Source organism: Bradyrhizobium ottawaense, assembly GCF_002278135.3.
Lineage (GTDB): Bacteria > Pseudomonadota > Alphaproteobacteria > Rhizobiales > Xanthobacteraceae > Bradyrhizobium > Bradyrhizobium ottawaense.
On the sequence record NZ_CP029425.2, the window covers coordinates 2,137,107 to 2,159,916 of the forward strand.

Consider the following 22,810-nt stretch of genomic DNA (forward strand, 5'->3'; position numbering starts at 1 on the left):
CCATGTTGCTGCTGCTTGGAGGCTTCCTCATCCTGATGCTGCTCGGCGTTCCCGTGGCGATTGCCATGGCCGCGTCGTCGCTGCTCTACATCCTGGTCAGCGGCGTGACGCCCGACGTCACGCTGGCGCAGCGCATGATCGCCGGCGTCGAGAGCTTTCCGCTGCTCGCGGTGCCGTTCTTCATCCTGGCCGGCAACCTCATGAACATCGCCGGCGTCACCGGGCGCATCTACAAATTCGCCGTCGCGCTGGTCGGCTGGATGCGCGGCGGCCTCGGCCACGTCAACATCATCGGCTCGGTGATCTTCTCCGGCATGTCCGGCACCGCGATCGCGGATGCCGCCGGTCTCGGCACCATCGAGATCAAGGCGATGAAGGACCACGGCTACTCCACCGAGTTTTCGGTCGGCGTCACCGCGGCCTCCGCGACGCTCGGCCCGATCATCCCGCCGTCGCTGCCCTTCGTGATCTACGGCATGATGGCGAACGTCTCGATCGGCGCGCTGTTCCTCGGCGGCGTCATTCCCGGCATCGTCATGACGCTGCTGATGATGGCGACCGTCACTTATTTCGCGCACAAGAACAAATGGGGCAGCGACACGCCGTTCTCCTGGCCGCAGCTCGGCTCGGCCGGCCTCGAGATCGCCATCGTGCTGGCGTTCCCGATGGCGATCTGGCTGATGGTGCTCGCGGGCATGTCGGTCAACATGGCCGTCGTCATCGGCCTCGGCACGCTGCTCATCATCGACTGGTATTTCGACTTCTCGGCGGTGATGGCGCTGATGGCGCCGGTGATCCTGATCGGCGGCATGACGCTCGGCTGGTTCACGCCGACGGAAGCCGCGGTTGCCGCCGTGATCTGGTCGCTGTTCCTCGGCCTCGTCCGCTACCGCACCATGACGCTGAAGACCGTGGCGAAGGCGACGTTCGACACCATCGAGACCACGGCCTCGGTGCTGTTCATCGTCACGGCGGCCTCGATCTTCGCCTGGCTGCTGACGGTGTCGCAGGCCGCCCAGATGCTGTCGGACTGGATGCTCAGCATCACCCACAACAAATGGGTGTTCCTGGCGCTCGCCAACGTGCTGATCCTGTTCGTCGGCTGCTTCATCGACACCACGGCGGCGATCACCATCCTGGTGCCGATCCTGCTGCCGATCGTGCTCAAGCTCGGTATCGACCCGATCCATTTCGGCCTGATCATGACGCTGAACCTGATGATCGGCCTGTTGCATCCGCCGCTCGGCATGGTGCTGTTCGTGCTCGCCCGCGTGGCCAAACTCTCGGTCGAGCGCACCACGGTCGCGATCCTGCCCTGGCTGGTGCCGCTGATGCTGGCGTTGATCGCGATCACCTACATCCCCGAACTGACCCTCTGGCTGCCAAAATACATGGGACTCTCCAAATGACCTCCACCGCTCTCGCCGCAACCCTGTTCGGTCCCGAAGATCTGCGCATGGTCGAGCATCCGCTCGACAAGCTCGCAGACGGCATGGTGCGCATCCGCTTCGGCGCCGGCGGCATCTGCGGTTCGGACATGCACTATTTCCGCCATGCCCGGACTGGCGATTTCGTGGTGAAGTCGCCACTGGTGCTCGGCCACGAGATATCGGGCGAAGTCGTGGAGATCTCCGGCTCCGCTGCCAATCTGAAGGTCGGCGACCGCGTCGCGGTCAACCCGTCGCGCTGGTGCGGCCATTGCGTCGCCTGCCGCGAGGGCCGGCCGAATCTGTGCGAGAACATCTACTTCATGGGCTCGGCCTCGAAGACGCCGCACATGCAGGGCGGCTTCGCCAACTATTTCGACGCGGTCCCCGCGCAGTGCGTGAAGATTCCCGATCACGTGTCCTATCAGGCCGCAGCGCTCGCCGAGCCGCTCGCGGTCTGCCTGCACGCGGTCGCGCGCGCCGGCAATATCGAGGGCAAGCGCGGCATCATCTTCGGCGCCGGCCCGATCGGGCTGTTGACCATGCTCGCCGCGCATCGCGCCGGGATGGCCGACATCACGGTCGCCGACATCGCGCCGGCACCGCTCGCCTTCGCGACCAAGCTCGGCGCTTCGCATGTGGAGAATGTCTCGGGCGGTGAGGAAGGACTGAAGGCGCAGGCTGCGTCGCGTCCCTATGACGTTGCGTTCGAGGTCTCGGGCACGGCCGCGGGCCTTGCGAGCGCCATCGGCATCGTCAGGCGCGGGGGCATCGTGGTGCAGATCGGCAATCTGCCCGGCGGCCAGATCCCGACGCCGTCGAATGCGGTGATGGCCAAGGAGATCGACCTGCGCGGTTCGTTCCGTTTCGGCTTCGAGTTCATGACGGCGGTGGAACTGATTTCCTCCGGCGGCGTCGACGTGCTGTCGCTGGTCACCGCCGAGCGGCCGCTCTCGACCGCGCCCGATGCGCTGCGGCTGGCGCTCGATCGCTCGCAGAGCGTCAAGGTCGTGCTGACCGCGAACTGACCTTGTTTTGACGCGTTTTCTTCACGCGAACCGGTATCCACTTCGCTCGAAAACGCTTTAGGAGATATCCATGATGCTGCAGGGTTGGCGCTGGTACGGGCCCGATGATCCCGTGTCCTTGGATGACGTCAGGCAGGCCGGGGCGACGGATATCGTCTCGGCGCTGCATCAGGTGCCGATCGGCGAGGCCTGGACCCGCAAGGCGGTCGAGGAGCGCAAGAACTTCATCGAGAACGGCCAGCCCGGCCGCTCGCAGCTGACCTGGTCGGTGGTGGAATCGATTCCGATCCCCGACGACGTCAAGCGGCTCGGCGGCAAGGCGACCAAGTCGATCGAGGCCTGGATCGCCAGCCTAGAAGCTGTCGCGGCCTCCGGCATCAAGATCATCTGCTACAATTTCATGCCCGTGGTCGATTGGTGTCGCACCGACCTCGAATGGGAGATGCCGAACGGCGCCCGCGCCATGCGCTTCGACCAGGACCGCTTTGCTGCGTTCGAGCTGCATATCCTCAAGCGCCCGGCTGCCGCACAGGACTATTCGCCCGAGCAGCAGGCGCGCGCGAAAAAGCTGTTCGACCAGATGAGCCAGGCCGACATCGACTATCTCGTCATGGTGATCGCCAGCGCGCTGCCCGGCTCGACCACCGAGCCGATGACCATTCCGCAATTCCGCGACCGGCTCGAGACCTATCGCGACATCACGCCAAATATCCTGCGGCAGCATCTCGCCGAATTCCTCGCGCGCGTGACGCCGGTGGCTGAGCAGCTCGGGGTGTCCTTGACCCTGCATCCGGACGATCCGCCGCGCCCGTTGTTCGGCCTGCCGCGCATTGCGTCGAGTGCCGACGACTATCAGGCGCTGTTCGACGCCGTGCCGTCCAAGGCCAACGGCATCTGCCTGTGCACCGGCTCGCTCGGCGTGCGCGCGGAAAACAATCTGCCTGAAATGGCCGAGCGCTTCGGCCCCCGCATCGCCTTTGCCCATCTGCGCGCAACCAAGCGCGAGGCCGACGGCCTGTCGTTCTACGAATCCGATCATCTCGACGGCGACGTCGACATGGTCGCGGTGCTCAAGGCGCTGCTGAAGGAGAACGCCACGCGTTCGCCGGACAAGAGAATCGTGTTCCGCCCCGATCACGGCCACCGCATGCTCGACGACCTCGCGGCGACCAAGCGCACCAACCCCGGCTACACCGCGATCGGCCGCCTGCGCGGCCTCGCCGAGCTCCGCGGCGCGATCCGCGCGATCGAGCATCGGTGATAGAGGCGGGGCTCGGCGACGGCCGACATCGCATCAACCCATGGCGAAATCGGCCGCCGTCTCGGCGTGAATGGCCGTGGTGTCGAACGTCTCCACCGTTGTGTCATCAGGGCCGACCAGCATCGTGATCTCGGTGCAGCCGAGGATGATGCACTCGGCGCCGGCGGCGACCAGCGCTGCCATCACGTCCTGGTAGCGGCGGCGCGAGGGATCGGCGACGATGCCGAGGCACAGCTCCTCGTAAATGATGCGGTTCACGTCGGCGCGCGCCTCAGTGGGAGGAACCAGCACGTCGAGATCATGCGCGCGCAGCCGGTCGATATAAAAGTCCTCCTCCATCGTGAACTTGGTGCCGAGCAGCCCGACCCGCCGATAACCTTTCGCCCGGATCCGCTGCGCCGTCGCGTCGCCAAGGTGGATGAACGGAACGGTCACGCTGGAGATGATGTCGGGCGCCAGCTTGTGCATCGTGTTCGTGCACAGCACGATCGCCCGCGCGCCAGCGCCTTCGAGACGCCGCGCGACCTCCGCCAGGCTGGCCGCCGCCTCGCTCCAGCGGCCCGCGTATTGCATCTGCTTGATCTCTTCGAAATCGTAGGAATACAGCAACAGCGGAGCCGAATGCAGCTTGCCCATGCGGTCGCGGACCCGCTCATTGATGAGCTTGTAGTAGAGCGCCGTGCTCTCCCAGCTCATGCCCCCGATCAGACCGATGGTTTGCATTCCGGTATCCTCGACGATGTGGTTCGGCCGGATCGTAAACGAAGACGTCGCAGCGCGGTAGCCATCGCTTGATTGCGGCCTAATGCACCGTCAGACCTGACCATCTCAGCGCTTCATCCGGGCCATCGTGGCTGTGTCGCCTTCTGTCAATCCACAAGCGCAAAAATATTCCACTTTACCGAAATTCGGTTTCGACGTATGTGTCGCCCATCCTGATCCGGCGAAAGGGGCGGTCGTACGTCGTCACGAGCCGCGGATCGGGGAGCGGTGGACGCAGGCAGCGTCGTGCACGAGAGGCGGGAGCAGGGCGGGAGAACCCCGTGAGGTCCCGGCGGCGTGCGGACGAGCGGCGCTGATGCGTACGGCCAAATCGCATGGTCCTGGCTGTCGTTGCTACAGCCAAGCCTTGCGGAGGTGCGCCGAGCCCGACCGGGCGAAGCGCATCGTCAATTCGCGGGGTGACGGAGGCAAGCAGGAACTCGTCTCCGGGGAGAGCGCGCCATACGCCGTCAGACCATCGCGCAGGGAAGGCCGGATGATCGGCTGCCCTGTGTCTCCCTCGTGCATTGCGTGTGCAATGTGTTCGCACGGGGGTCTTGCGGGTGCCAGCCGGCACCCGGCCTTCCCTGCGCCCTTTCATTGAGGGCGCGAAGAGAGCAAAACTCGGGCGGAAGCGCCGCGAGGATGAGATGGCATGTCTGCGAGTCACAACCTCCGAATCGTCGGGTGGGCAAAGCGCAAGCGTGCCCACGCATCTCGTGTCGCGATTGAATCTGGTGGGCACGGCGCGGTGCGCCTTTGCCCACCTACGGCACTGAAACTTGAAATGCACGTTGGAGAGCTGCAATGCCACCGGCTGCTCGAAGCAATCCAGCTTCTCTCCGCGGAGGGATTCTGGATTGCTTCGTCGCAAGAGCTCCTCGTAATGACGAGGAGAGAGCGCCAAACTCCGCTCGTGCCCCGGACGCAGCGCAGCGGCCCGGCGATGCGCAGCATCGTCCGGGGTGGTGCGCTGCAAAGCCGGGGCCCATGTCGCCGCGTGCCGTGCCGCCTTCTGGGTCCCGGCTCTGCGCCGCAACGCCATAAGCGCGTTCACGCGCGTCTTCGACGCGCTATGCGCGTCGCGGCGCGTCCGGGACACACTGGCGGCGTTATGTCGACCGCCATCCTTCCATCAAGCCGGACGAATGGGCGGTCGTGCAAACGGCACCGACGGGCATGACGTCTGCGCAGGCTAGGAGAAGCCTTTCGATCTTGCGTGCCCACCGGGCCTGTCCTACGCAGTCTCCGAATAAGTACGCATCGCCAAAGCCTTGAGGAGCCGTCATGACCATCCGCAACACCCGCACCGGGGGCCAGATCCTGATCGATCAGCTCGTCGCCCAAGGCGTCGAGCGCGTCACCTGCGTGCCGGGCGAGAGCTATCTGGCCGCGCTCGATGCGCTGCATGACAGCCCGATCGACGTCATGATCTGCCGCGCCGAGGGCGGCGCGGCGATGATGGCGGAGGCCTACGGCAAGCTCACGGGCCGGCCCGGCATCTGCTTCGTCACCCGCGGTCCCGGCGCGACCAATGCCAGCCACGGCGTCCACATTGCGATGCAGGATTCGACGCCGATGATCCTGTTCGTCGGCCAGGTCGACACCGGCATGCGCGAGCGCGAGGCGTTCCAGGAGCTGGACTACAAGGCGGTGTTCGGCACCATGGCGAAATGGGCGGTCGAGATCGATCGTCCCGATCGCATTCCGGAGCTGGTGGCGCGCGCCTTCCGCGTCGCCATGCAGGGCCGTCCCGGTCCCGTCGTGATCTCGCTTCCCGAGAACATGCTGACCGAGACCGCCGCCGTAGCCGATGCCATGCGCATCGAGCCTGCCGTGAGCTGGCCCGCGCCGGCCGATATCGAAAAGCTCGGCGCCATGCTCGCGACCGCCAAGGCGCCTCTCGTCATCCTCGGCGGCTCGCGCTGGACCGATGACGCCACCAAGAGCATTGCCCGCTTTGCCGAGCGCTTCGACCTGCCGGTCGCAACCTCGTTCCGCCGGGCCTCGCTGATCGATGCCGACCATTCGCATTATGCCGGCGATCTCGGCATCGGGCCGAGCCCGGGCCTGAAGGCGCGCATCGACAACGCCGATGTCGTTCTCCTCGTCGGCGGCCGCATGTCGGAGATGCCGTCCTCGTCCTACACGCTGCTCGACATTCCGAACCCGCAGCAGAAGCTGATCCACGTGCATCCGGGCTCCGAAGAACTCGGCCGCGTCTATCAGCCAGCGCTGGCGATCCAGGCGACGCCCGCGGCGTTTGCCGCCGCCGTCGAGACGCTGAAGCCTTCAGGCGCGGTGGCCTGGAAGGGCGAGGCCGCCAAGGCGCACGCCGATTATCTCGCCTGGACCGAGAAGGCGCGCGAGCTGCCGGGCACGTTCCAGTACGGGCAGGTCATGACCTGGCTGCGCGACCGCCTGCCGAACGACGCCATCGTCTGCAACGGCGCCGGCAATTATGCCGGCTGGATCCATCGTCATCACCGCTTCCACAGCTTTGCCTCGCAGCTGGCACCGACCTCGGGCTCGATGGGCTACGGCGTGCCGGCGGCGGTGCTGGCCAAGCGGCAATATCCGGATCGCACCGTCGTCGCCTTTGCCGGTGACGGCTGCTTCCTGATGAACGGTCAGGAGTTCGCAACCGCCGTGCAGTATGACGCGCCGCTGGTCGTGATCGTGGTCGACAATTCGCAATACGGCACCATCCGCATGCACCAGGAGCGCGACTATCCCGGCCGCGTCGTCGGCACCCAGCTCAAGAACCCCGATTTTGCGATGTACGCGAAGGCGTTCGGCGGCCATGGCGAGCGGGTCGAACGCACCGAGGAATTCGCGCCGGCGTTCGAGCGCGCGCTCGCCTCCGGCAAGCCGTCGATCCTCCACTGCATCATCGATCCGCGCGCGATTTCGGTCGGCAAGGACTTCGCGCCCGCGGTGAAGGCTTAGGCGATGGCGGCCGGCCGCCACGTCGCCATCATCGGCGCCGGCGCTGTCGGTGTCATCAGCGCGATCGAGGCGCTGCGCGAGGGCCATCGCGTCACGCTGATCGATCCGGGCGAGCCTGGCGGCGAACAGGCGGCGAGCTATGGCAATGCCGGCTGGCTGTCGTCACATTCGGTGATCCCGCCGGCGGAGCCGGGCATCTGGAAGAAGGTGCCGGGTTATCTGATGGACCCGCTCGGGCCGCTCGCGATCCGCTGGTCGTATTTGCCGAAAGCGCTGCCCTGGCTGGTCAAATATCTGGTCTCGGGCTGGACCGAGGCGCGGGTCGAGAAGACGGCGTTTGCCCTGCGCGACCTGTTGAGGGACGCGCCGCTGCTGCACCGGAAGCTGGCGGAAGAAGCGGGCGTTTCTGAATTGATCGAGCGCAATGGCGTGATGCATGTGTTTCCGTCGCGCGGCAATTTCGACAACGATCTCGGCTGGCGCCTGCGCAAGAAGGTCGGCGTCGAGTGGATGGAGCTCAACGCCGACGAGATGCGCCAGCGCGAGCCCGATCTGCATCCGCGCTACACCTTTGGCGTGGTGGTGGAGGAGGCCGGGCGCTGCCGCGATCCCGGTGCTTATGTCGCGGCGCTTGCCAATCATGCGATCGCCAGCGGCGTCACGCATGTGCGGGTCAAGGCGACCGGCTTGAGGTTGAATGGCGACAAGCTCGTGGCCGTCCTTACCGAGACCGGCGAGATCGCCTGTGATGCTGCCGTCGTCGCGGCCGGCGCCCGCTCGAAGCAGCTCACCGCATCGGTCGGCGATCCCTTGCCGCTCGAGACCGAGCGCGGCTACCACGTCATGATAGAGAACCCGGAGTCAGGTCCGCGCAGCTCGATGATGGCATCCGACGCCAAGATGGTGGTGAACTGGACCAACAAGGGCCTGCGCGCCGCCGGCACCGTCGAGATCGCCGGCCTCGAGGCCGCGCCGAACTGGAAGCGCGCCGAGATCCTGCGCAACCACCTCATCAGCATGTTTCCAAAACTTCCGAAGGATATTCCGCCTTCGCGCATAAAAACCTGGTTCGGGCATCGGCCGAGCATGCCGGATGGACGTCCCTGCATCGGCTATGCGCGCGCCTCGCGCGACATCGTCTATGCCTTCGGCCACGGCCATGTTGGCCTGGTTGGTTCGGCCCGTACCGGGCGGCTCGTCGCGCAGCTGCTCAGCGGCAAGGCGCCAGAGATTCCGCTGGCGCCGTTTGCGCCTGAACGCTTCCTCTGAGGTCGTGCATCCGGACTGCGCTCGCGCGTCTTGCCGGATTCCGATCGTCGCAAAGGCCTGAACAATCTCTGGTAGCGCTGCCGTGTGCATTGCCTTCGTCCACGCGGCCCCGGTATATAGAGCTGTGTCCGGGCATCAATGCAGCTGATGAAGAGCAACGTGGAACTCGCTTCCGACAGCATCGTCGATCGCGTCTATGAACAGCTCAAGGCGATGGCCGTGAGCTACGCGTTACTTGCGTCTCCGTGCTGGAAAAGCACGTCGACCGCCGCCTCGACCGCATCACCGCCGCGATCAAGGAAGGCTACGCGCAGATTTACATGCCGGCGACGGCAAGGTCGGCGGCGAATTGAGGTTCTCTTGTCTGGAGTGAGACCATGAAGCTATCCGGTAAGGTCGCCGCCATCACCGGCGCAGCGCGCGGCATCGGCAAGGCCTGCGCGAAGAGATTTTTGGATGACGGCGTCAAGGTCGTGATTTCGGATGTCGATGCCGAGGGCCTCGCCAAGACGGCGGCCGAGTTCGGACATCCGGAGGCCTTGCGCACCGTCGTCGGCAACGTCGCCAAGCGCGCCGATGTCGACCAGCTCGTCGCCACCGCCGTGAAGGAGTTCGGCCGGCTCGACATCATGGTCAACAATGCCGGCGTCGCCCGCAACCGGGACATCCTGGAGATATCCGAAGAGGAATTCGATGAGATCATCGGCATCAATTTGAAGGGCGCGTTCTTCGGCGTCCAGGCGGCGGCGAAGCAGATGATCGCGCAAGGCGGCAGCGGGGTCATCATCAACATGTCCTCGGTGAACGCGCTGCTGGCGATTCCGGCGCTGGCAACCTACGCGATGTCCAAGGGTGGCATGAAGCAGCTCACCTCGGTCGCCGCCGTCGCGCTCGCCCCGCACAACATCCGCGTCGTCGCGGTCGGGCCGGGCACGATTTTGACCGACATGGTGGCATCGTCCATCTACACCTCCGAGGACGCCCGCAAGACCGTGATGTCGCGCACCCCGGCTGGCCGCGGCGGTGAGCCGAGCGAGGTGGCCTCTGTCGTCGCGTTCCTGGCGAGCGACGATGCGTCCTACATCACCGGGCAGACGATCTATCCTGATGGCGGAAGGCTGATCCTGAACTATACGGTGCCGGTGAAGGAGAAGTAGGAGCGCGAGTTCTCTCGGTCGTCATGCCCGGGCTTGTCCCGGGCATCCACGTCTCTCGGCAGTCGTCGCGCTACGTGGATGGCCGGGACAAGCCCGGCCATGACGGCGCATCTGACAGCCTCACTCCGCCGCAACCGTCATCCCGTAGCCCAGCCGCTTCGAGATAGCGCCGGCGCAGTCGCGCAAGGCATGCGCGATCGGGCTGTCCCAGCGCGCATCGAACGTGCCTTCCGGCCCCATCGCCGTGATGACCAGCGCGACATGGCCGGAATGATCGAACACGGGGGCCGAGAACGCATTGACGCCGGGCAGGGGATCGCCGAGCGCGCGGGCGAGGCCGTGCTTGCGGACCTCGGTCAGCATCTCGGCGACCTTCGGGCCCTTCACGGTGCGCTTCGGATTGTAGCCGACGCCGTGACGATCGAGCCCGCTCTCCAGCGCGGCGTTGATGGTCTTCTCCGGCAGGAACGCCGCAAAGGCGCGGCCGGTGGCCGTCTCCAGCAGCGCCATCACCGACCCCGCGCGCATCACGATGTGGACCGGCTGGGCCGGCTCTTCGAGCTGGACGACGGTCGGGCCGTACGTGCCCCAGACTGCCAGTGAGACCGCATGTCCGATCTGGCTCGCGAGCGCGGCGATCTTCGGCCTTGCGATGCGCACGCCGGAGAGGCGGCGCAGGCTGATCAGGCCGAGCTCCAGCGCCAGCGCGCCGATCTCGTAGCGGCCGGTGGTCTCGTCCTGCTCGATCAGCCCGATGCGGGAGAAGCTGGCGAGATAAGGATGCGCCTTGGCCGGCGACATGCCGGCCTCGCGCGCGAGATCGCGCAGCATCATCGGCTCGCCGCACCTTGCGAGCGCGCGGAGCAGCTCCCCGCCGACCTCGATGGACTGGATGCCGCGGCTTTCCCTCTTCATGCGCCTCCTGGCGTGGCTTAGGCCGCGTCGCGCTTGGCGGCGCTGTCGGCGAGATGACGCCCGGCAATGTAGCCGAAGGTCAGCGCCGGCCCAAGCGTGATGCCGGCCCCCGGGTAATTGCCGCCCATGATGCTCGCCATGTCGTTGCCGGCGGCATAGAGCCCGGGAATGACGCGGCCCTCGGCATCGAGCGCCCGCGCGCTCTCGTCGGTGACGATGCCGGCATAGGTGCCGAGATCGCCGACCACCATCTTGATGGCATAGAACGGCCCGTTCTCGATCGGCGCGACGCAGGGGTTCGGGCCGTGCATCGCGTCGCCCTGGTAGCGGTTATAGGCCTTCGAGCCCTTGCCGAAGGCGGCATCATGGCCTTGCGGCGCGGTGGCATTGAACTGCCTGACGGTGTCGATGAACGCCGCCGCGTCGATGCCGGCCTTCGCCGCGAGCGCCTCCAGCGTATCGCCGCACATGAGATAGCCGGTATCGAGGTGATGACCCAGCGGCATCGGGAAGGGCGGCACGCAGCCGAGGCCGTATTTGCGCAGCGTCTTGTGATCGCAGACGAGATAGGCCGCGATCTCCTCGCCGGGCTTGGCCGCCTTGACCATGGCCTGGACGAAGTCGTGATAGGAATTGCCTTCGTTGGCAAAACGCCGGCCGTCGCGCATCACCGCGATCACGCCCGGCTTGGCGCGGTCGATGAAATGCGGCATCACGCCTTTCGAGCCGTCCTTACGCGTGGTCAGCGACACCGGCACCCAGGCCGCCGCGTTCGGCAGGCGATCCTCGATATGTCCGCCGGCGCGCTCCGCAAGACGCAGTCCATCGCCGGTGTTGCCGGTCGGCCCCGGCGAGAAATGCTCGCTGCCGGTCGGCGCGTGCGGAAACATCTTCTTGCGCCGCTCCACATCATGCGGGAAGCCGCCGCAGGCCAGCACCACGCCTTGCCTTGCACGAACGCGCACGTTGCGTCCCTCACGCGAAACGATGGCACCCGTGACCGCGCCGTTCTCGACCGTCAGCTCGCGCACGGGCGCGGACAGCCACATCGGAATTTTCAGATCCTGCGCGGATTTCGCCAGCCGTCCGGCCAGCGCATTGCCGTTGGTCAGCGTCATGCCGCGGCCGTAGCGCAGCACGTCCATCAGGTGACGCGACAGGCGCTTGGCGACGTAGACCGCGGAAGTCAGCGACTTCGTCACCCGCATGAAGTGGATGATCTCCTTGCCGCTTCCCAGCATCATGCCGAACACGGTCAGCTCCGGCAGCGGCATGCCCAGCGTCTTGATGAGGTCGCCGAGCTCGCGGCCGTCGAACGGGCGCGTCACCATGGAGCGCCCGCCTTGCGCGCCGCCGGGTGCTTCGGCGTGATAGTCGGGAAACACCAGCGGCATGTCGAAGCGGAGCGCGGTCTTGGTGGTGAAGAAATCGACGGCCTCGGGACCGGCCGAGAGAAATGCATCGACCCGTGCCGCGTCGTAATTGTTGCCGGCCTCGTGCCGCAAGTAGGTGCGGGCCTGTTCCGGCGTCTCGGCGATGCCGTAGGCCTTTGCCAGCGAGGTGCCGGGAATCCAGAGCCAGCCGCCGGAGCGGGCGGTGGTGCCGCCGAAGCGCGGCTCCTTCTCGACGATCAGCACGTCGAGGCCGCGATGGCGCGCGGTGATCGCGGCCGACATGCCGGAGCAGCCTGATCCGGCCACGAGCACATCGCACTCGTAAGTTTCAGTTGCGCTATGCTCGCTGCCGGTCATGCTTGGCCTCACTTCTTCAGGAGCGGACATTTGGACTCGGAGACCGGGCGGAAGGCGTCCTCGCCCTTCACGGTCTTGACGATGTCCAGATAGTCCCACGGCTCCTTCGACTGTTCGGGCTTCTTCACCTTGGCGAGATACATGTCGCGGATGACGCGGCCGTCCTCGCGCAACTTGCCGCCGTGGACGAATGTATCCTCGATCGGCAGCTCGCGCATCCTGGCCATCACCTTGGTGGAATCGTCGGTGCCGGCCGCCTTGATGGCCTTGAGATAGTGCAGCACCGAGCCGTAGACGCCGGTCTGGATCATGGTCGGCATCACCTTGGTGCGCTCGTAGAACTTCTTCGACCAGGCGCGGGTTGCCTCGTCCATGGCCCAGTACGAGGCCGTGGTCATGTAGGTGCCCTGCGCGGCCTTGAGGCCGATCGCGTGCACGTCGGTGTCGAACATCAGGAGGCCGACGAGCTTCTGGCCGCCCTGGACGAGGCCGAACTCGCCGGACTGCTTGATCGCGTTGTCGGTGTCCTGGCCGGCATTGGCGAAGGCGACGACGTCGGATTTCGAGCTTTGCGCCTGGAGCGCGAAGGAGGAGAAGTCCGCGGTGTTGGTCGGATGCTTCACGCCGCCCAGCACCTTTCCGCCCATCTCATTGACGAAACGCGTGGCGTCCTTTTCGAGCTGCTGGCCGAAGGCGTAGTCCGCGGTGATGAAGTACCAGGACTTACCACCCTCCTTGATCACGGCGGAGGCCGTCACCTTCGACAGCGCATAGGTATCGTAGGTGAAGTGCACGGTGTTCGGGCTGCACAGCTCGTCGGTCAGCGAGCTTGCGCCGGGACCGGAGAGCAGCGCGACCTTGCCCCGCTCGCGCACCATGTTGTGGACGGCGATCGCGATGCCGGAATTGGGGATGTCGACGACCGCGTCGACCTTGCCGTTGTCGAACCAGCCGCGAACGATCTGCACGCCGACGTCGGTCTTCATCTGGTGATCGGCGCTGATGATCTCGATGGGCTTGCCGAGCACGGTCGGCCCGAATTCTTCCACCGCCATTTTCGCGGCCTCGACCGAGCCCGGCCCCGAGTTGTCGCGGCCCCAGCTCGACAGATCCGTCAGCACGCCGATCCGCACCGCGTCGTCGGAGACTTGCGCGGTGGCGACTGTGGTCATGGCTGCCGAAGTCATGGCCCCGAGCATGGCGCAGGCCAGAAGCCCTCTCATCGTCGTTTCCTCTCTTTTATTGGCCGCATGGCGCGGCAGGCTGTTCTCGAGACAAATTAGATATAAGCAAATAAGTTTGTCAATGGTGAATTCAGGTCTGGATGGGTTCCTCTCGGCGGGTGAGACGACAGGAGGCACCGCTGCTTCAGCACCCGCGATTGCGAGGGCAGCGACTTGTCCGCCGAAGCCTTGGCGAAGGCGGAAGCAATCCAGACTGTCTCCACGGAGGCAGCCTGGATTGCTTCGTCGCAAGAGCTCCTCGCAATGAAGGATGTTGCGACACCTGCGCACAAAATCCCGCATTGTTATCCTGTGAGAGCCATCACCCCTGCAGGTTGCAACCCTCGGCGCGATTGGCCATGATGCTCTCCGGAATCTCTGGGGCGGGGCATGACGGCAGCAACGGGAGTCTCCGCGGCGGCGGCGAAATCTACGACGGCGCATGTGGTGTGGGCGAGCGCGCTCGGCACCGCGATCGAATGGTACGACTTCCTGATCTACGGCACGGCGGCGGCGCTGGTCTTCAACAAGCTGTTCTTCCCGAGCTTCGATCCCTTCGTCGGAACGCTGGCGGCGTTCTCGACCTATGCGGTCGGTTTCGTGGCGCGGCCGATCGGCGGCGCCATCATCGGGCATTACGGCGACCGGCTCGGCCGCAAGACCATGCTGGTCGCGACCATGATCGCGATGGGGCTCGGCACCTTCCTGATCGGCTGCCTGCCGACCTACAGCCAGATCGGCGTGTGGGCGCCGATCCTGCTCATCGTGCTGCGCTTCGTCCAGGGCATCGGCCTGGGCGGCGAGTGGAGCGGCGCGGTCGTCATGGTGATCGAGCATGCCGGCAATCGCCGCGGCTTCTATGGCAGCCTCGTGCAGATCGGCTTTCCCGTCGGCGTTGCCGCATCGACCGGCATTTTCGGCCTGATGACCAAGCTGCCCGAAGCTGATTTCCTGAGCTGGGGCTGGCGCGTGCCCTTCCTGATCAGCATCCTGCTCGTCGGTGTCGGCTTCATCGTGCGGCTCAAGCTCGCGGAGACGCCGCACTTCAAGGAGGTGGTCGAGCGCAAGGAGGTGCTGGCGCAGCCGGTGCTGGAAGTGCTCCGCCGCGACTGGCGTAGCTTTCTGCTGGCGATCGGCATCACGGTGTCGGAGGTCGGGCTTGCTTATCTCCTCACCGTCTTCACCGTGGTCTATGCCACGACGAAGCTCGGGCTGTCGCGCCAGGTGATCCTGGATGCCGTGGTCTATGCTGCCCTCGTCGAATTCGCGACGCTGCCGCTCGCCGGCTGGCTGTCCGACATCTTCGGCCGCAAAGCGCTGTATCTCGCCGGCGGCGTGTTCTCGGTGGCGTTGGCGTTTCCGTTGTTCTGGTTCCTCGATACCAAGGAGCCGGCGCTGATCACGCTGGCGCTCGTCGTCACGATGACGCTGACCCATGCGCTGCTGTTCGGGCCGAAGGCCGCGTTCATGCCGGAGTTGTTCCGCACCCAGGTGCGCTACAGCGGAGCCTCGCTCGGCGCCAATGTCGCGGCGGCGCTGAGCGGCGGCTTCTCGCCGCTGATTGCGACTGCGCTGCTGGCGTGGGCCGGCTCGTACTGGGCCGTGTCCGTCTACATCATCGCCCTCTCGATCATCACGATCGTCGCGACGCTGATGGCGCCCGAGACGGCGCGGGAGGCGCTGAGATCCTGAGGGGCAGCGCCTGCCCGGCGGCCCAAAAAATTTTCGGGCTGGCCCCTTGAAACCGACTTGCGATTTTCTAAGTCGTGTCTCGCCGCGAGAGCGGTGTGCCGGATGCCAAAAACAGGGTCCGGCACGGGCGCCTGGCTGGTCTTTCGGACCCGTCTGAAATCCCGCCTTGCGCTCCTTCGTATCCATCTTGCTCTTTGGAGGACTTGGTTATGAGGACCAGTTTTGACTTCGCGCCCCTATGGCGTTCCACCATCGGCTTCGACCACCTGGCCGACCTCGTCGACAGCACGCTGCGCCAGACGACTGAGGACAACTATCCCCCCTACAACATCGAGCGTTCCGGTGAAGACCATTATCGGATCAGCCTTGCGGTGGCGGGGTTTGGTGCCAACGACATCACCGTGACCGCCGAACAGAACGCGCTCACCATCGAGGGCAAGAAGCCCGAGACGGCTGCGCGCGAATACCTGTACCAGGGCATCGCCGCGCGTCCGTTCCGGCGCGTGTTCAACCTGGCCGACTATGTCCAGGTGAAGCAGGCCTCGTTCCAGGACGGGCTTCTGATCATCGACCTCGTCCGTGAGATTCCGGAAGCGATGAAGCCGCGCCGGATTCCGATCGCGGGCGCCCCTCCTGCGGCATCGCAGATCGAGCAGAAGAAGGCAGCCTGACGCTCGATCAACGCTGGATCAAGACAGTGACGGAACGCGGCGCGCCGATGCGCGTCCGCGCTCCCCGATGCATGGAGGAGATAATAATGGGTTTTCGTGATCTCATTCCCTGGTCAGGGAAACAGGACCTCGCGCCTGCGCGCGACAATTTCGATCCCTTCCTGACGCTTCATCGCGAGATGAATCGTCTGTTCGACGACGTTTTCCGCGGCTTCGGCGGGACGAGCCTGTCGCGGCTGATTGAGGGCCGTTTCGACTGGCCGAAGGTCGAGCTCAGCGAGACCGATAAGACGCTGACCGTCTCGGCCGAACTTCCCGGCCTGACCGAGAAGGATGTTCAGGTCGAGATTGCGGGCGGCGTCCTGACCCTCCGCGGCGAGAAAAAAGCCGAGCGCAACGGCGAAGGCAGGTACTTCACCGAGCGCTACTACGGTGCGTTCGAGCGGCAGATTCCGCTGGAGGGTGTCGAGGAGGACAAGGCCGAGGCGTCGTTCAGTAATGGCGTGCTGACCGTGTCGCTGCCGAAGTCGGAGAAGGCACGCGAAGGCGTCAAGCGCATCGCGATCAACACGCACTGACATCAAGCGGGACGGCGGCGGTCGGCGCCGCCGTCCAACGTCCACAAACCGGTCCCTTGGAAAGGAGCATGAGGGAGGCACGACCGATGACCAACGTGAACACCAATGCCGGCACGCTCAATCCGCTGTTTCACCCAGCTGCCCATTACGATTCGCCCGCTGACGTCCTGAAGGCCGAGGAACTCTCCGCGCCGGAGAAGCGGATCATCCTGTCGTCCTGGGCATCCGACATGTACGCGGTCGAATCATGTCCCGCGCTGCGCGAGATACCGGGCATGAGCCACATCATCCGGCTTGCCGATGTTCTGGCGGCGTTGCGTAAGCTCGACGGCGACAATGACAATGATGATCCGCCACGCGGGGGCGGCGTCCCGATGCGGCTGCGACGGCCCTGGGCCGCCGCAGAGAGGCGCGCCGCATGATCGTCACGCACACCGTTTTGACGCTCGTGCTGCTCGGCCAAGCCTCGGCGGCCTTCGCCGTGCCATTTCTCGCGGTACACGGCTTGGTCGCCGCACCGCGTGACTGAGGCCACCAGTTCTTCCATCCACATTGGACCATGCGGCAGGTGACCAAGATGAATGTCATGCGTTTGCTTTGGCTTGCATTGCTGGTGCTCGCGCTCACGGCATCGCAGCCGGCCGCTGGCCAAATTCCAGACCTGAAGACGGGCGGCTCGGTGCCCACGCTGGCGCCGCTCGTGCGCCAGGTGACGCCGGCCGTCGTCAACATCTCCGTGCATGGCCGCGTTCGCGAGGACAATCCGCTCTATCGCGACCCGCTCTTCCGCGAGTTCTTCGACGTCCCCAGGCAGATCGAGAAGGAGGTCAACGCGACCGGCTCAGGGGTCATCGTCGATGCCCAGCGTGGCCATGTCCTGACCAACAATCACGTGGTCGAAGGCACTTCCGCCGTTCAGGTCACAACCAAGGACGGCCGGCAATTCTCCGCCAAGGTCATCGGCCGCGATCCGCCGACGGACATTGCCGTGCTCCAGATCCAGAACCCATCCGGGCTCCAGGCGCTGTCCTTCGGCGACAGCGATGCGCTTGACGTCGGCGACTTCGTGCTTGCGATCGGCAACCCTTTCGGCCTCGGCCAGACCGTGACGTCCGGCCTCGTTAGCGCGCTCGGCCGGACCGGACTCGGGAAGCAGGGCTATGAGGACTTCATACAGACCGATGCAGCGATCAATCCCGGCAATTCCGGCGGAGCGCTGGTCAGCCTGCGGGGTGAACTGGTCGGCATCAACTCGGCCATCATTTCGCCTGCCGGCGGCAATGTCGGCATCGGCTTTGCAATTCCCGTCAACATGGCGCGGAAGGTGATGGAGCAGATCGTCGCCAAGGGCCGCGTCGAGCGCGGCCGGATCGGCGTTTCTCTGAAGGACCTGCACCCCTCGGTCAACAAGGGATTGAACCAGGGAGCCGTCGTCGCGGAGATCGCGGCGGATTCGCCGGCGCAACAGGCGGGCCTGCGCAAGGGCGATATCATCACGAAAGCCGACGACCGTCCGATTCGCACCGCAGCCCAACTCCGCAACACGATCGGCCTCGCGCGCGTCGGCGAGGAGGTGAAGCTCACGGTGTCGCGAAATGGCGCACCGGTTGCGATCGTCGTGAGAGTGGCGCCCGCGTCCGATACGAGTAGTGCTGTCGCAGGCGGCGATCGTTTCGTCCGCTAGTGGATTTGTGCCGCGCGGCGATCAAGCTGCCGGCGCCGATCCATGTTGCTGGCATGCCAAATATCGACTATCAGCCGGATCGGCGCGCATGACGCTGCCCAAGCAAAGGCAAAGGGAGCACCCGAGATGACCTCACCCACGCGACGTGATCTGCTCGCAACCGCTGCGGCGGCCGCCGCCGTTTCGATGGCCGAGGTCGCACCCGCCGCCGCGCAGGCCGGACCCAAGTTCCCGGTGCCGATGGTGACGATCCCGATCGTCGGCGAGAGCCAGGTGTTTCAGGTCCGCCGCATCTACTGCATCGGGCGCAACTACGCCGCGCACGCGATCGAGCGCGGCTCGGACCCGAACCGCGAGCCGCCGTTCTTCTTCCAGAAGCCGACCGACGCGATCCAGAACGTCGCGGTCGGCGAGGTCGCCGATCATCCCTATCCGTCACTGACCAAGAACTATCATCACGAGGTCGAGCTGGTCGCCGCGCTGAAATCAGGCGGCACCAATATCCCGGTCGATAAGGCGCTCGACCACGTCTATGGCTACGCGCTCGGCCTCGACATGACCCGGCGCGACCTCCAGAACGGCATGGCCGCGGAGAAGAAGCCCTGGGAGATCGGCAAGAGTTTTGACCACGCCGCGGTGATCGGCCCGATTCATCCGGCCAGCAAGACCGGGCATTTCGACAAGGGCGCCATCTCGCTGGCGATCAACGGCACGGTGAAGCAGAACTCGGATCTCAGCAAGATGATCTGGAACGTGGCCGAGCAGATCGCAAAGCTGTCGGAAGCGTTCGAATTGAAAGCCGGCGACATCATCTATTCCGGCACGCCGGAGAATGTCGGTCCCGTCGTGAAGGGCGACGTGCTGCTGTGCAAGCTCGAGGGCTTGCCGGATATGTCGATCAGGATCGTGTAGTTGCTGCCGCCTCTCCCCGCTTGCGGCGGGGGCGATCGCGTTTGAGAGCTGTCCTGCGCCATCCTTCGAGACGCCCGCTCTAGGCGGGCTCCTCAGGATGAGGACGGAATGCGTAGTGGCAGTTCAACGGGTACGATGCTGCTTAGCCTCGTCGTAAGGAGACCGCGAAGCGGTCGTCTCGAAGGACGAGGCGCGCCGTGAGGTGTTGCCAAAGTCAAATACGACGACCGCGCTCTCCAGGAACAGAGGCCATTGTCGCCCCACAGCCGGGTTCCCCGCCGATTGCCTTTTGTTGGCCGGCAAGCGAACCTCGTGCGGCCATATTTGAGCAGGAGTGATTTCCCGTGAGGGAGGCGCTCCGATGACCAAGGCTTTGATCACTGCTGTCGCAATGCTGGCTTGTGTGCCGGTGAGTGCGGTTGCGCAGGAGCGCGCCGGCGATGCAGCACTCGGTGCCGTCTCCGGCGCGGTCGTGTTGGGGCCAGTCGGTGCGGTTGCCGGAGCCTTGATCGGCTACACTGCCGGACCTTCGATCGCCCGTTCCTGGGGCATGAGAGGTTCGCAGTCGGCAGGACATCGGCCGCCGCCGCGCCGCGCGGCCGCGACCAGGAGCCCGACGCGCACCCGCGAGGCGATGGCAGCCAACGGTCAGATGCGAGCTGCCGGCAATCCGGCTCCGCCGGTTCAGGCCGCGCCCGCCGTGCCGGCGCAGAGCTCGACGCCGCCGGTTCAGGGATTCGACTGAGGCCGTCGCATGACGGGATGAGGGTCGATCGATGCTACGACGAACCTAAAGACATTCCACGCTAGGGCTGGCCGAGGATCTTCTTCGCGGCGCGAAGATGCGGCTTGTCGATCATCTGGCCGTCGAGCCGCAGCGTGCCTGAATTGGGATTGCTGGCGAACGCGGCGATCACTTTTTCCGCCCAGGTGCGTTCGGCCTCGGTCGGTTCGAATGCCGCGTTGACGACGTCGACGTGCTTGGGATGGATCAGCGCCTTGGCGGAAAACCCGTCGCGGCGCGCCGCGCGTGTTTCCTGCTCGAGACCGGCGAGGTTGTCGATGTCGGTATAGACCGTATCGATCGGCGCGACCTCGGCCGCGGCCGCCGCCATCAGGCAGAGATCGCGCGCGAGGCGATAGGGGCTGTGGAACACGCCGCCGGACGCCTTTTCGGTGGCGCCGAGCGAGGCCGAGAGATCCTCGGCGCCCCACATCAGGCCGGCGAGGCGAGGGGAGCAGCCCTTGTAACTGCCGAGCCCGAAGATCGAAGCCGCGGTTTCCGTCGCCACGCAGACGATGCGGGTGGTGCCGATCGCGATGCCGGCCGCTGCTTCCAAGGCTTCGAGCCAGGTTGCGACCTGCCTTACGTCGTCGCCGCCTTGCGATTTCGGCAGCACGATGCCGTCGGGCCTGCCGGGCAACACCGCGGCGAGATCGGCCAGCGTCATGCCGGTGTCGAGCGCGTTGACGCGGACATAGAGCTGGTGCGGGCCGCGTCGGCCCTTGAGCATCGTCAGCGTCAGCCCGCGCGCCTCCGCCTTCTTCTCGGTGACGACGGAATCCTCGAGATCGATGATCAGCGCGTCGGCCTTGCCTTCGCTCGCCTTCTCGAATTTGCGCGGGGAATCGCCCGGCACGAACAGCATCGAACGCATCAAACCGGCCTCTTGTGCATCATCGCCATGCGGCGGCATTTGCCGACGATCTCGTCGTTCTGGTTCAGGGCATGGTGCTCGAATTCGACGATGCCGGCCTTGGGCCGCGATTTGGATTCCCTCAACGAAAGCACCTTCGTCGTCGCCCGCAACGTGTCGCCATGGAAGACCGGCTTTGGAAAGGTGACGTCGGTCATGCCGAGATTGGCAACGGTGGTCCCCATGGTCGTATCATAGACCGTCATGCCGATCATGATGCCGAGGGTGTAAAGGCTGTTGAAAATGCGCTGGCCGAACTCGGTCTTTTCGGCGAAATGCGCATCGATGTGCAGCGGCTGCGGATTGAGCGTCAGCAGGCTGAACATGGTGTTGTCCATCTCCGTGACGGTGCGGGTCAGCGGATGCCTGAACTCCTGGCCTACGGAAAAGTCTTCGAAATACAGTCCGGCCATCGCGGTTTCCTCCCTGCGAAATAACGGCGCGCTCATAGCTTTACGTCGCATGACCCTATGCATGGTAGACACAGTTGATAGACAAATTCACGTATCTGTACGCGGTTTTTCGAGCTAAGAACCCAGCCAAGGGCACGTCAGGGCGCGAAGCAAGCGGCCGCGGCCTTCGAGCGGGGAACGCGAAGAGACGGGAGATGGCGCGGTCGCGGCTCCCGACAAGGAGATCAAGACCATGGATTTCGCGCTCACCGATCAGCAGGAAGCCATTCGCGATGCCATCGCCAAGATCTGCGAAGGCTTTCCGGATGCCTATTGGCTGAAGAAGGACCATGACGGCGGCTTCCCGCACGATTTTCATAAAGCACTTGCCGACACCGGCTGGCTCGGCATCTGCGTGCCGGAGGAATATGGCGGCTCGGGGCTCGGCATCACCGAAGCTGCGATCATGATGCGCACCATCGCCGAATCCGGCGCCGGCATGTCCGGCGCATCCGCCGTGCACATCAACGTGTTCGGCCTCAATCCCGTCGTCGTGTTCGGCACCGAAGAGCAGCGCAGGCGCATGCTGCCGCCGATGGTGGAGGGCCGTGAAAAGGCCTGCTTCGCCGTCACCGAGCCCAACACCGGCCTCAACACCACGCAGCTCAAGACCCGCGCGGTCGCCAAGAACGACCGTTACATCGTCAACGGCCAGAAGGTGTGGATCTCGACCGCGCAGGTCGCGCACAAGATCCTGCTGCTGGCCCGCACCACGCCGCTGGAGGAGGTGCGCTCGCCGACCCATGGCCTCAGCCTGTTCTACACCGATTTCGACCGCAACAGAATCAAGGTCCACGAGATCGAGAAGATGGGCCGCAAGATCGTCGATTCCAACGAGCTGTTCTTCGAGGACTTTGAAATTCCGATCGAGGATCGCATCGGCGAGGAAGGCAAAGGCTTCCAGTACATCCTCGAAGGCATGAACCCCGAGCGTATCCTGATCGCGGCGGAGGCGGTCGGCCTTGGCAAGCTGGCGCTGGCGCGGGCCACGGAATATGCCAAGACGCGCGTGGTGTTCAACCGTCCGATCGGCAAGAACCAGGGCATTCAGCATCCGCTCGCGGTGAACTGGGTCGAGCTCGAGGCGGCCTGGCTGATGGTGATGTCGGCGGCGTGGCAATACGACAAGGGCATGCCGTGCGGCGCTGCGGCCAATGCCGCAAAATACCTTGCGGGCGAAGCGGGCTTCTCGGCCTGCGAGCAGGCGGTGATGACCCATGGCGGCTTCGGCTATGCCAAGGAATTCCACGTCGAGCGCTACTTGCGTGAAGTGCTGATCCCGCGCATCGCGCCCGTCAGCCCGCAGCTGGCGCTCAGCTTCATCGCGGAGAAGGTGCTGGGGCTCGCGAAGTCGTACTGAACGAGCCTTGTGCCCAAACCAA

General features: G+C 65.1%; 20 protein-coding genes. 14 read left to right on the forward strand and 6 right to left on the reverse strand.

The genetic code is table 11. The features are described from left to right. The first annotated feature begins 2 nt into the window (after positions 1 to 2). From CIT37_RS10240 to uxuA, 3 genes are all read left to right on the forward strand, one after another. Positions 3 to 1,409, forward strand: a complete 1,407-nt coding sequence (locus tag CIT37_RS10240; protein ID WP_028145709.1) for a TRAP transporter large permease — start codon at positions 3 to 5, stop codon at positions 1,407 to 1,409. Further along, complete coding sequence (locus tag CIT37_RS10245; protein ID WP_095425977.1) at positions 1,406 to 2,455, forward strand: L-idonate 5-dehydrogenase; 1,050 nt, start codon at positions 1,406 to 1,408, stop codon at positions 2,453 to 2,455. The genes CIT37_RS10240 and CIT37_RS10245 overlap by 4 nt, the downstream gene beginning before the upstream one ends. 70 nt (positions 2,456 to 2,525) lie before the next feature. Next, positions 2,526 to 3,716, forward strand: coding sequence for a mannonate dehydratase (gene uxuA, locus CIT37_RS10250; protein WP_095425978.1), 1,191 nt, complete (start codon positions 2,526 to 2,528; stop codon positions 3,714 to 3,716). A gap of 33 nt (positions 3,717 to 3,749) precedes the next feature. Here the strand turns inward: uxuA and CIT37_RS10255 are convergent, their stop codons facing one another. Then, entirely contained in the window at positions 3,750 to 4,439 is a 690-nt protein-coding gene (locus tag CIT37_RS10255) for an aspartate/glutamate racemase family protein (RefSeq protein WP_038970815.1), read from the reverse strand. 1,326 nt (positions 4,440 to 5,765) lie between these two features. Here CIT37_RS10255 and CIT37_RS10260 point away from each other — a divergent pair. The 3 genes from CIT37_RS10260 to CIT37_RS10270 all read left to right on the forward strand — a co-directional run bounded on the left by CIT37_RS10260 (position 5,766) and on the right by CIT37_RS10270 (position 9,853). After that, entirely contained in the window at positions 5,766 to 7,427 is a 1,662-nt protein-coding gene (locus tag CIT37_RS10260) for a thiamine pyrophosphate-binding protein (protein WP_095425979.1), read from the forward strand. Between the two features lie 3 nt (positions 7,428 to 7,430). Next, complete coding sequence (locus CIT37_RS10265; RefSeq protein ID WP_095425980.1) at positions 7,431 to 8,696, forward strand: NAD(P)/FAD-dependent oxidoreductase; 1,266 nt, start codon at positions 7,431 to 7,433, stop codon at positions 8,694 to 8,696. Between the two features lie 377 nt (positions 8,697 to 9,073). Continuing rightward, on the forward strand, positions 9,074 to 9,853 hold the full coding sequence (locus CIT37_RS10270; RefSeq protein ID WP_095425981.1) for an SDR family NAD(P)-dependent oxidoreductase: 780 nt from the start codon (positions 9,074 to 9,076) through the stop codon (positions 9,851 to 9,853). Between the two features lie 120 nt (positions 9,854 to 9,973). Here the strand turns inward: CIT37_RS10270 and CIT37_RS10275 are convergent, their stop codons facing one another. The 3 genes from CIT37_RS10275 to CIT37_RS10285 are packed head-to-tail and all read right to left on the reverse strand — an operon-like array spanning position 9,974 to position 13,742. Next, entirely contained in the window at positions 9,974 to 10,768 is a 795-nt protein-coding gene (locus CIT37_RS10275; protein WP_028145702.1) for an IclR family transcriptional regulator, read from the reverse strand. Between the two features lie 17 nt (positions 10,769 to 10,785). Then, positions 10,786 to 12,519 carry an FAD-dependent oxidoreductase gene (locus CIT37_RS10280; protein WP_095425982.1) on the reverse strand — a complete coding sequence of 578 codons (1,734 nt, stop codon included), beginning with the start codon at positions 12,517 to 12,519 and terminating at the stop codon, positions 10,786 to 10,788. An 8-nt stretch (positions 12,520 to 12,527) separates the two neighbouring features. Beyond that, on the reverse strand, positions 12,528 to 13,742 hold the full coding sequence (locus CIT37_RS10285) for an ABC transporter substrate-binding protein (RefSeq protein WP_095425983.1): 1,215 nt from the start codon (positions 13,740 to 13,742) through the stop codon (positions 12,528 to 12,530). Positions 13,743 to 14,132: 390 nt separating this feature from the next. On the opposite strand from CIT37_RS10285, the gene CIT37_RS10290 reads away from it, so the two are divergent. From CIT37_RS10290 to CIT37_RS10320, 7 genes are all read left to right on the forward strand, one after another. Further along, positions 14,133 to 15,434, forward strand: a complete 1,302-nt coding sequence (locus CIT37_RS10290; RefSeq protein WP_095425984.1) for an MFS transporter — start codon at positions 14,133 to 14,135, stop codon at positions 15,432 to 15,434. Positions 15,435 to 15,643: 209 nt separating this feature from the next. Next, positions 15,644 to 16,105, forward strand: a complete 462-nt coding sequence (locus CIT37_RS10295) for an Hsp20 family protein (RefSeq protein ID WP_038970808.1) — start codon at positions 15,644 to 15,646, stop codon at positions 16,103 to 16,105. Between the two features lie 86 nt (positions 16,106 to 16,191). Then, a complete protein-coding gene (locus CIT37_RS10300; RefSeq protein ID WP_095425985.1) occupies positions 16,192 to 16,683 on the forward strand; it encodes an Hsp20/alpha crystallin family protein in 492 nt (163 codons plus the stop codon). An 86-nt stretch (positions 16,684 to 16,769) separates the two neighbouring features. Next, positions 16,770 to 17,105 carry a hypothetical protein gene (locus CIT37_RS10305; protein WP_038970807.1) on the forward strand — a complete coding sequence of 112 codons (336 nt, stop codon included), beginning with the start codon at positions 16,770 to 16,772 and terminating at the stop codon, positions 17,103 to 17,105. Between the two features lie 155 nt (positions 17,106 to 17,260). Beyond that, positions 17,261 to 18,367 carry a trypsin-like peptidase domain-containing protein gene (locus CIT37_RS10310; RefSeq protein ID WP_095426126.1) on the forward strand — a complete coding sequence of 369 codons (1,107 nt, stop codon included), beginning with the start codon at positions 17,261 to 17,263 and terminating at the stop codon, positions 18,365 to 18,367. 126 nt (positions 18,368 to 18,493) lie between these two features. Then, positions 18,494 to 19,279, forward strand: a complete 786-nt coding sequence (locus CIT37_RS10315) for a fumarylacetoacetate hydrolase family protein (protein ID WP_028145694.1) — start codon at positions 18,494 to 18,496, stop codon at positions 19,277 to 19,279. A gap of 361 nt (positions 19,280 to 19,640) precedes the next feature. Next, positions 19,641 to 20,024 carry a hypothetical protein gene (locus CIT37_RS10320; RefSeq protein WP_038951121.1) on the forward strand — a complete coding sequence of 128 codons (384 nt, stop codon included), beginning with the start codon at positions 19,641 to 19,643 and terminating at the stop codon, positions 20,022 to 20,024. A gap of 61 nt (positions 20,025 to 20,085) precedes the next feature. On the opposite strand, the gene CIT37_RS10325 is transcribed toward CIT37_RS10320, so the two are convergent. Continuing rightward, positions 20,086 to 20,937 (reverse strand): HpcH/HpaI aldolase/citrate lyase family protein, encoded by an 852-nt coding sequence (locus tag CIT37_RS10325; RefSeq protein WP_028145692.1) that lies wholly within the window; start codon positions 20,935 to 20,937, stop codon positions 20,086 to 20,088. Continuing rightward, a complete protein-coding gene (locus CIT37_RS10330; protein ID WP_011089535.1) occupies positions 20,937 to 21,389 on the reverse strand; it encodes a MaoC family dehydratase in 453 nt (150 codons plus the stop codon). The genes CIT37_RS10325 and CIT37_RS10330 overlap by 1 nt, the downstream gene beginning before the upstream one ends. 232 nt (positions 21,390 to 21,621) lie before the next feature. On the opposite strand from CIT37_RS10330, the gene CIT37_RS10335 reads away from it, so the two are divergent. Next, positions 21,622 to 22,788 (forward strand): acyl-CoA dehydrogenase family protein, encoded by a 1,167-nt coding sequence (locus CIT37_RS10335; protein WP_095425986.1) that lies wholly within the window; start codon positions 21,622 to 21,624, stop codon positions 22,786 to 22,788. Positions 22,789 to 22,810: the final 22 nt, after the last annotated feature.

Bases quoted from the DNA above. Each gene is read 5' to 3' on its own strand.
- CIT37_RS10290 (WP_095425984.1), top strand. From the start codon at position 14,133: ATGACGGCAGCAACGGGAGTCTCCGCGGCGGCGGCGAAATCTACGACG.
- CIT37_RS10260 (WP_095425979.1), top strand. From the start codon at position 5,766: ATGACCATCCGCAACACCCGCACCGGGGGCCAGATCCTGATCGATCAG.
- CIT37_RS10245 (WP_095425977.1), top strand. From the start codon at position 1,406: ATGACCTCCACCGCTCTCGCCGCAACCCTGTTCGGTCCCGAAGATCTG.
- CIT37_RS10265 (WP_095425980.1), top strand. From the start codon at position 7,431: ATGGCGGCCGGCCGCCACGTCGCCATCATCGGCGCCGGCGCTGTCGGT.
- CIT37_RS10335 (WP_095425986.1), top strand. From the start codon at position 21,622: ATGGATTTCGCGCTCACCGATCAGCAGGAAGCCATTCGCGATGCCATC.
- CIT37_RS10300 (WP_095425985.1), top strand. From the start codon at position 16,192: ATGGGTTTTCGTGATCTCATTCCCTGGTCAGGGAAACAGGACCTCGCG.
- uxuA (WP_095425978.1), top strand. From the start codon at position 2,526: ATGATGCTGCAGGGTTGGCGCTGGTACGGGCCCGATGATCCCGTGTCC.
- CIT37_RS10320 (WP_038951121.1), top strand. From the start codon at position 19,641: ATGACCAAGGCTTTGATCACTGCTGTCGCAATGCTGGCTTGTGTGCCG.
- CIT37_RS10285 (WP_095425983.1), bottom strand. From the start codon at position 13,742: ATGAGAGGGCTTCTGGCCTGCGCCATGCTCGGGGCCATGACTTCGGCA.
- CIT37_RS10295 (WP_038970808.1), top strand. From the start codon at position 15,644: ATGAGGACCAGTTTTGACTTCGCGCCCCTATGGCGTTCCACCATCGGC.
- CIT37_RS10310 (WP_095426126.1), top strand. From the start codon at position 17,261: ATGAATGTCATGCGTTTGCTTTGGCTTGCATTGCTGGTGCTCGCGCTC.
- CIT37_RS10330 (WP_011089535.1), bottom strand. From the start codon at position 21,389: ATGGCCGGACTGTATTTCGAAGACTTTTCCGTAGGCCAGGAGTTCAGG.
- CIT37_RS10240 (WP_028145709.1), top strand. From the start codon at position 3: ATGTTGCTGCTGCTTGGAGGCTTCCTCATCCTGATGCTGCTCGGCGTT.
- CIT37_RS10315 (WP_028145694.1), top strand. From the start codon at position 18,494: ATGACCTCACCCACGCGACGTGATCTGCTCGCAACCGCTGCGGCGGCC.
- CIT37_RS10280 (WP_095425982.1), bottom strand. From the start codon at position 12,519: ATGACCGGCAGCGAGCATAGCGCAACTGAAACTTACGAGTGCGATGTG.
- CIT37_RS10305 (WP_038970807.1), top strand. From the start codon at position 16,770: ATGACCAACGTGAACACCAATGCCGGCACGCTCAATCCGCTGTTTCAC.
- CIT37_RS10270 (WP_095425981.1), top strand. From the start codon at position 9,074: ATGAAGCTATCCGGTAAGGTCGCCGCCATCACCGGCGCAGCGCGCGGC.
- CIT37_RS10325 (WP_028145692.1), bottom strand. From the start codon at position 20,937: ATGCGTTCGATGCTGTTCGTGCCGGGCGATTCCCCGCGCAAATTCGAG.
- CIT37_RS10255 (WP_038970815.1), bottom strand. From the start codon at position 4,439: ATGCAAACCATCGGTCTGATCGGGGGCATGAGCTGGGAGAGCACGGCG.
- CIT37_RS10275 (WP_028145702.1), bottom strand. From the start codon at position 10,768: ATGAAGAGGGAAAGCCGCGGCATCCAGTCCATCGAGGTCGGCGGGGAG.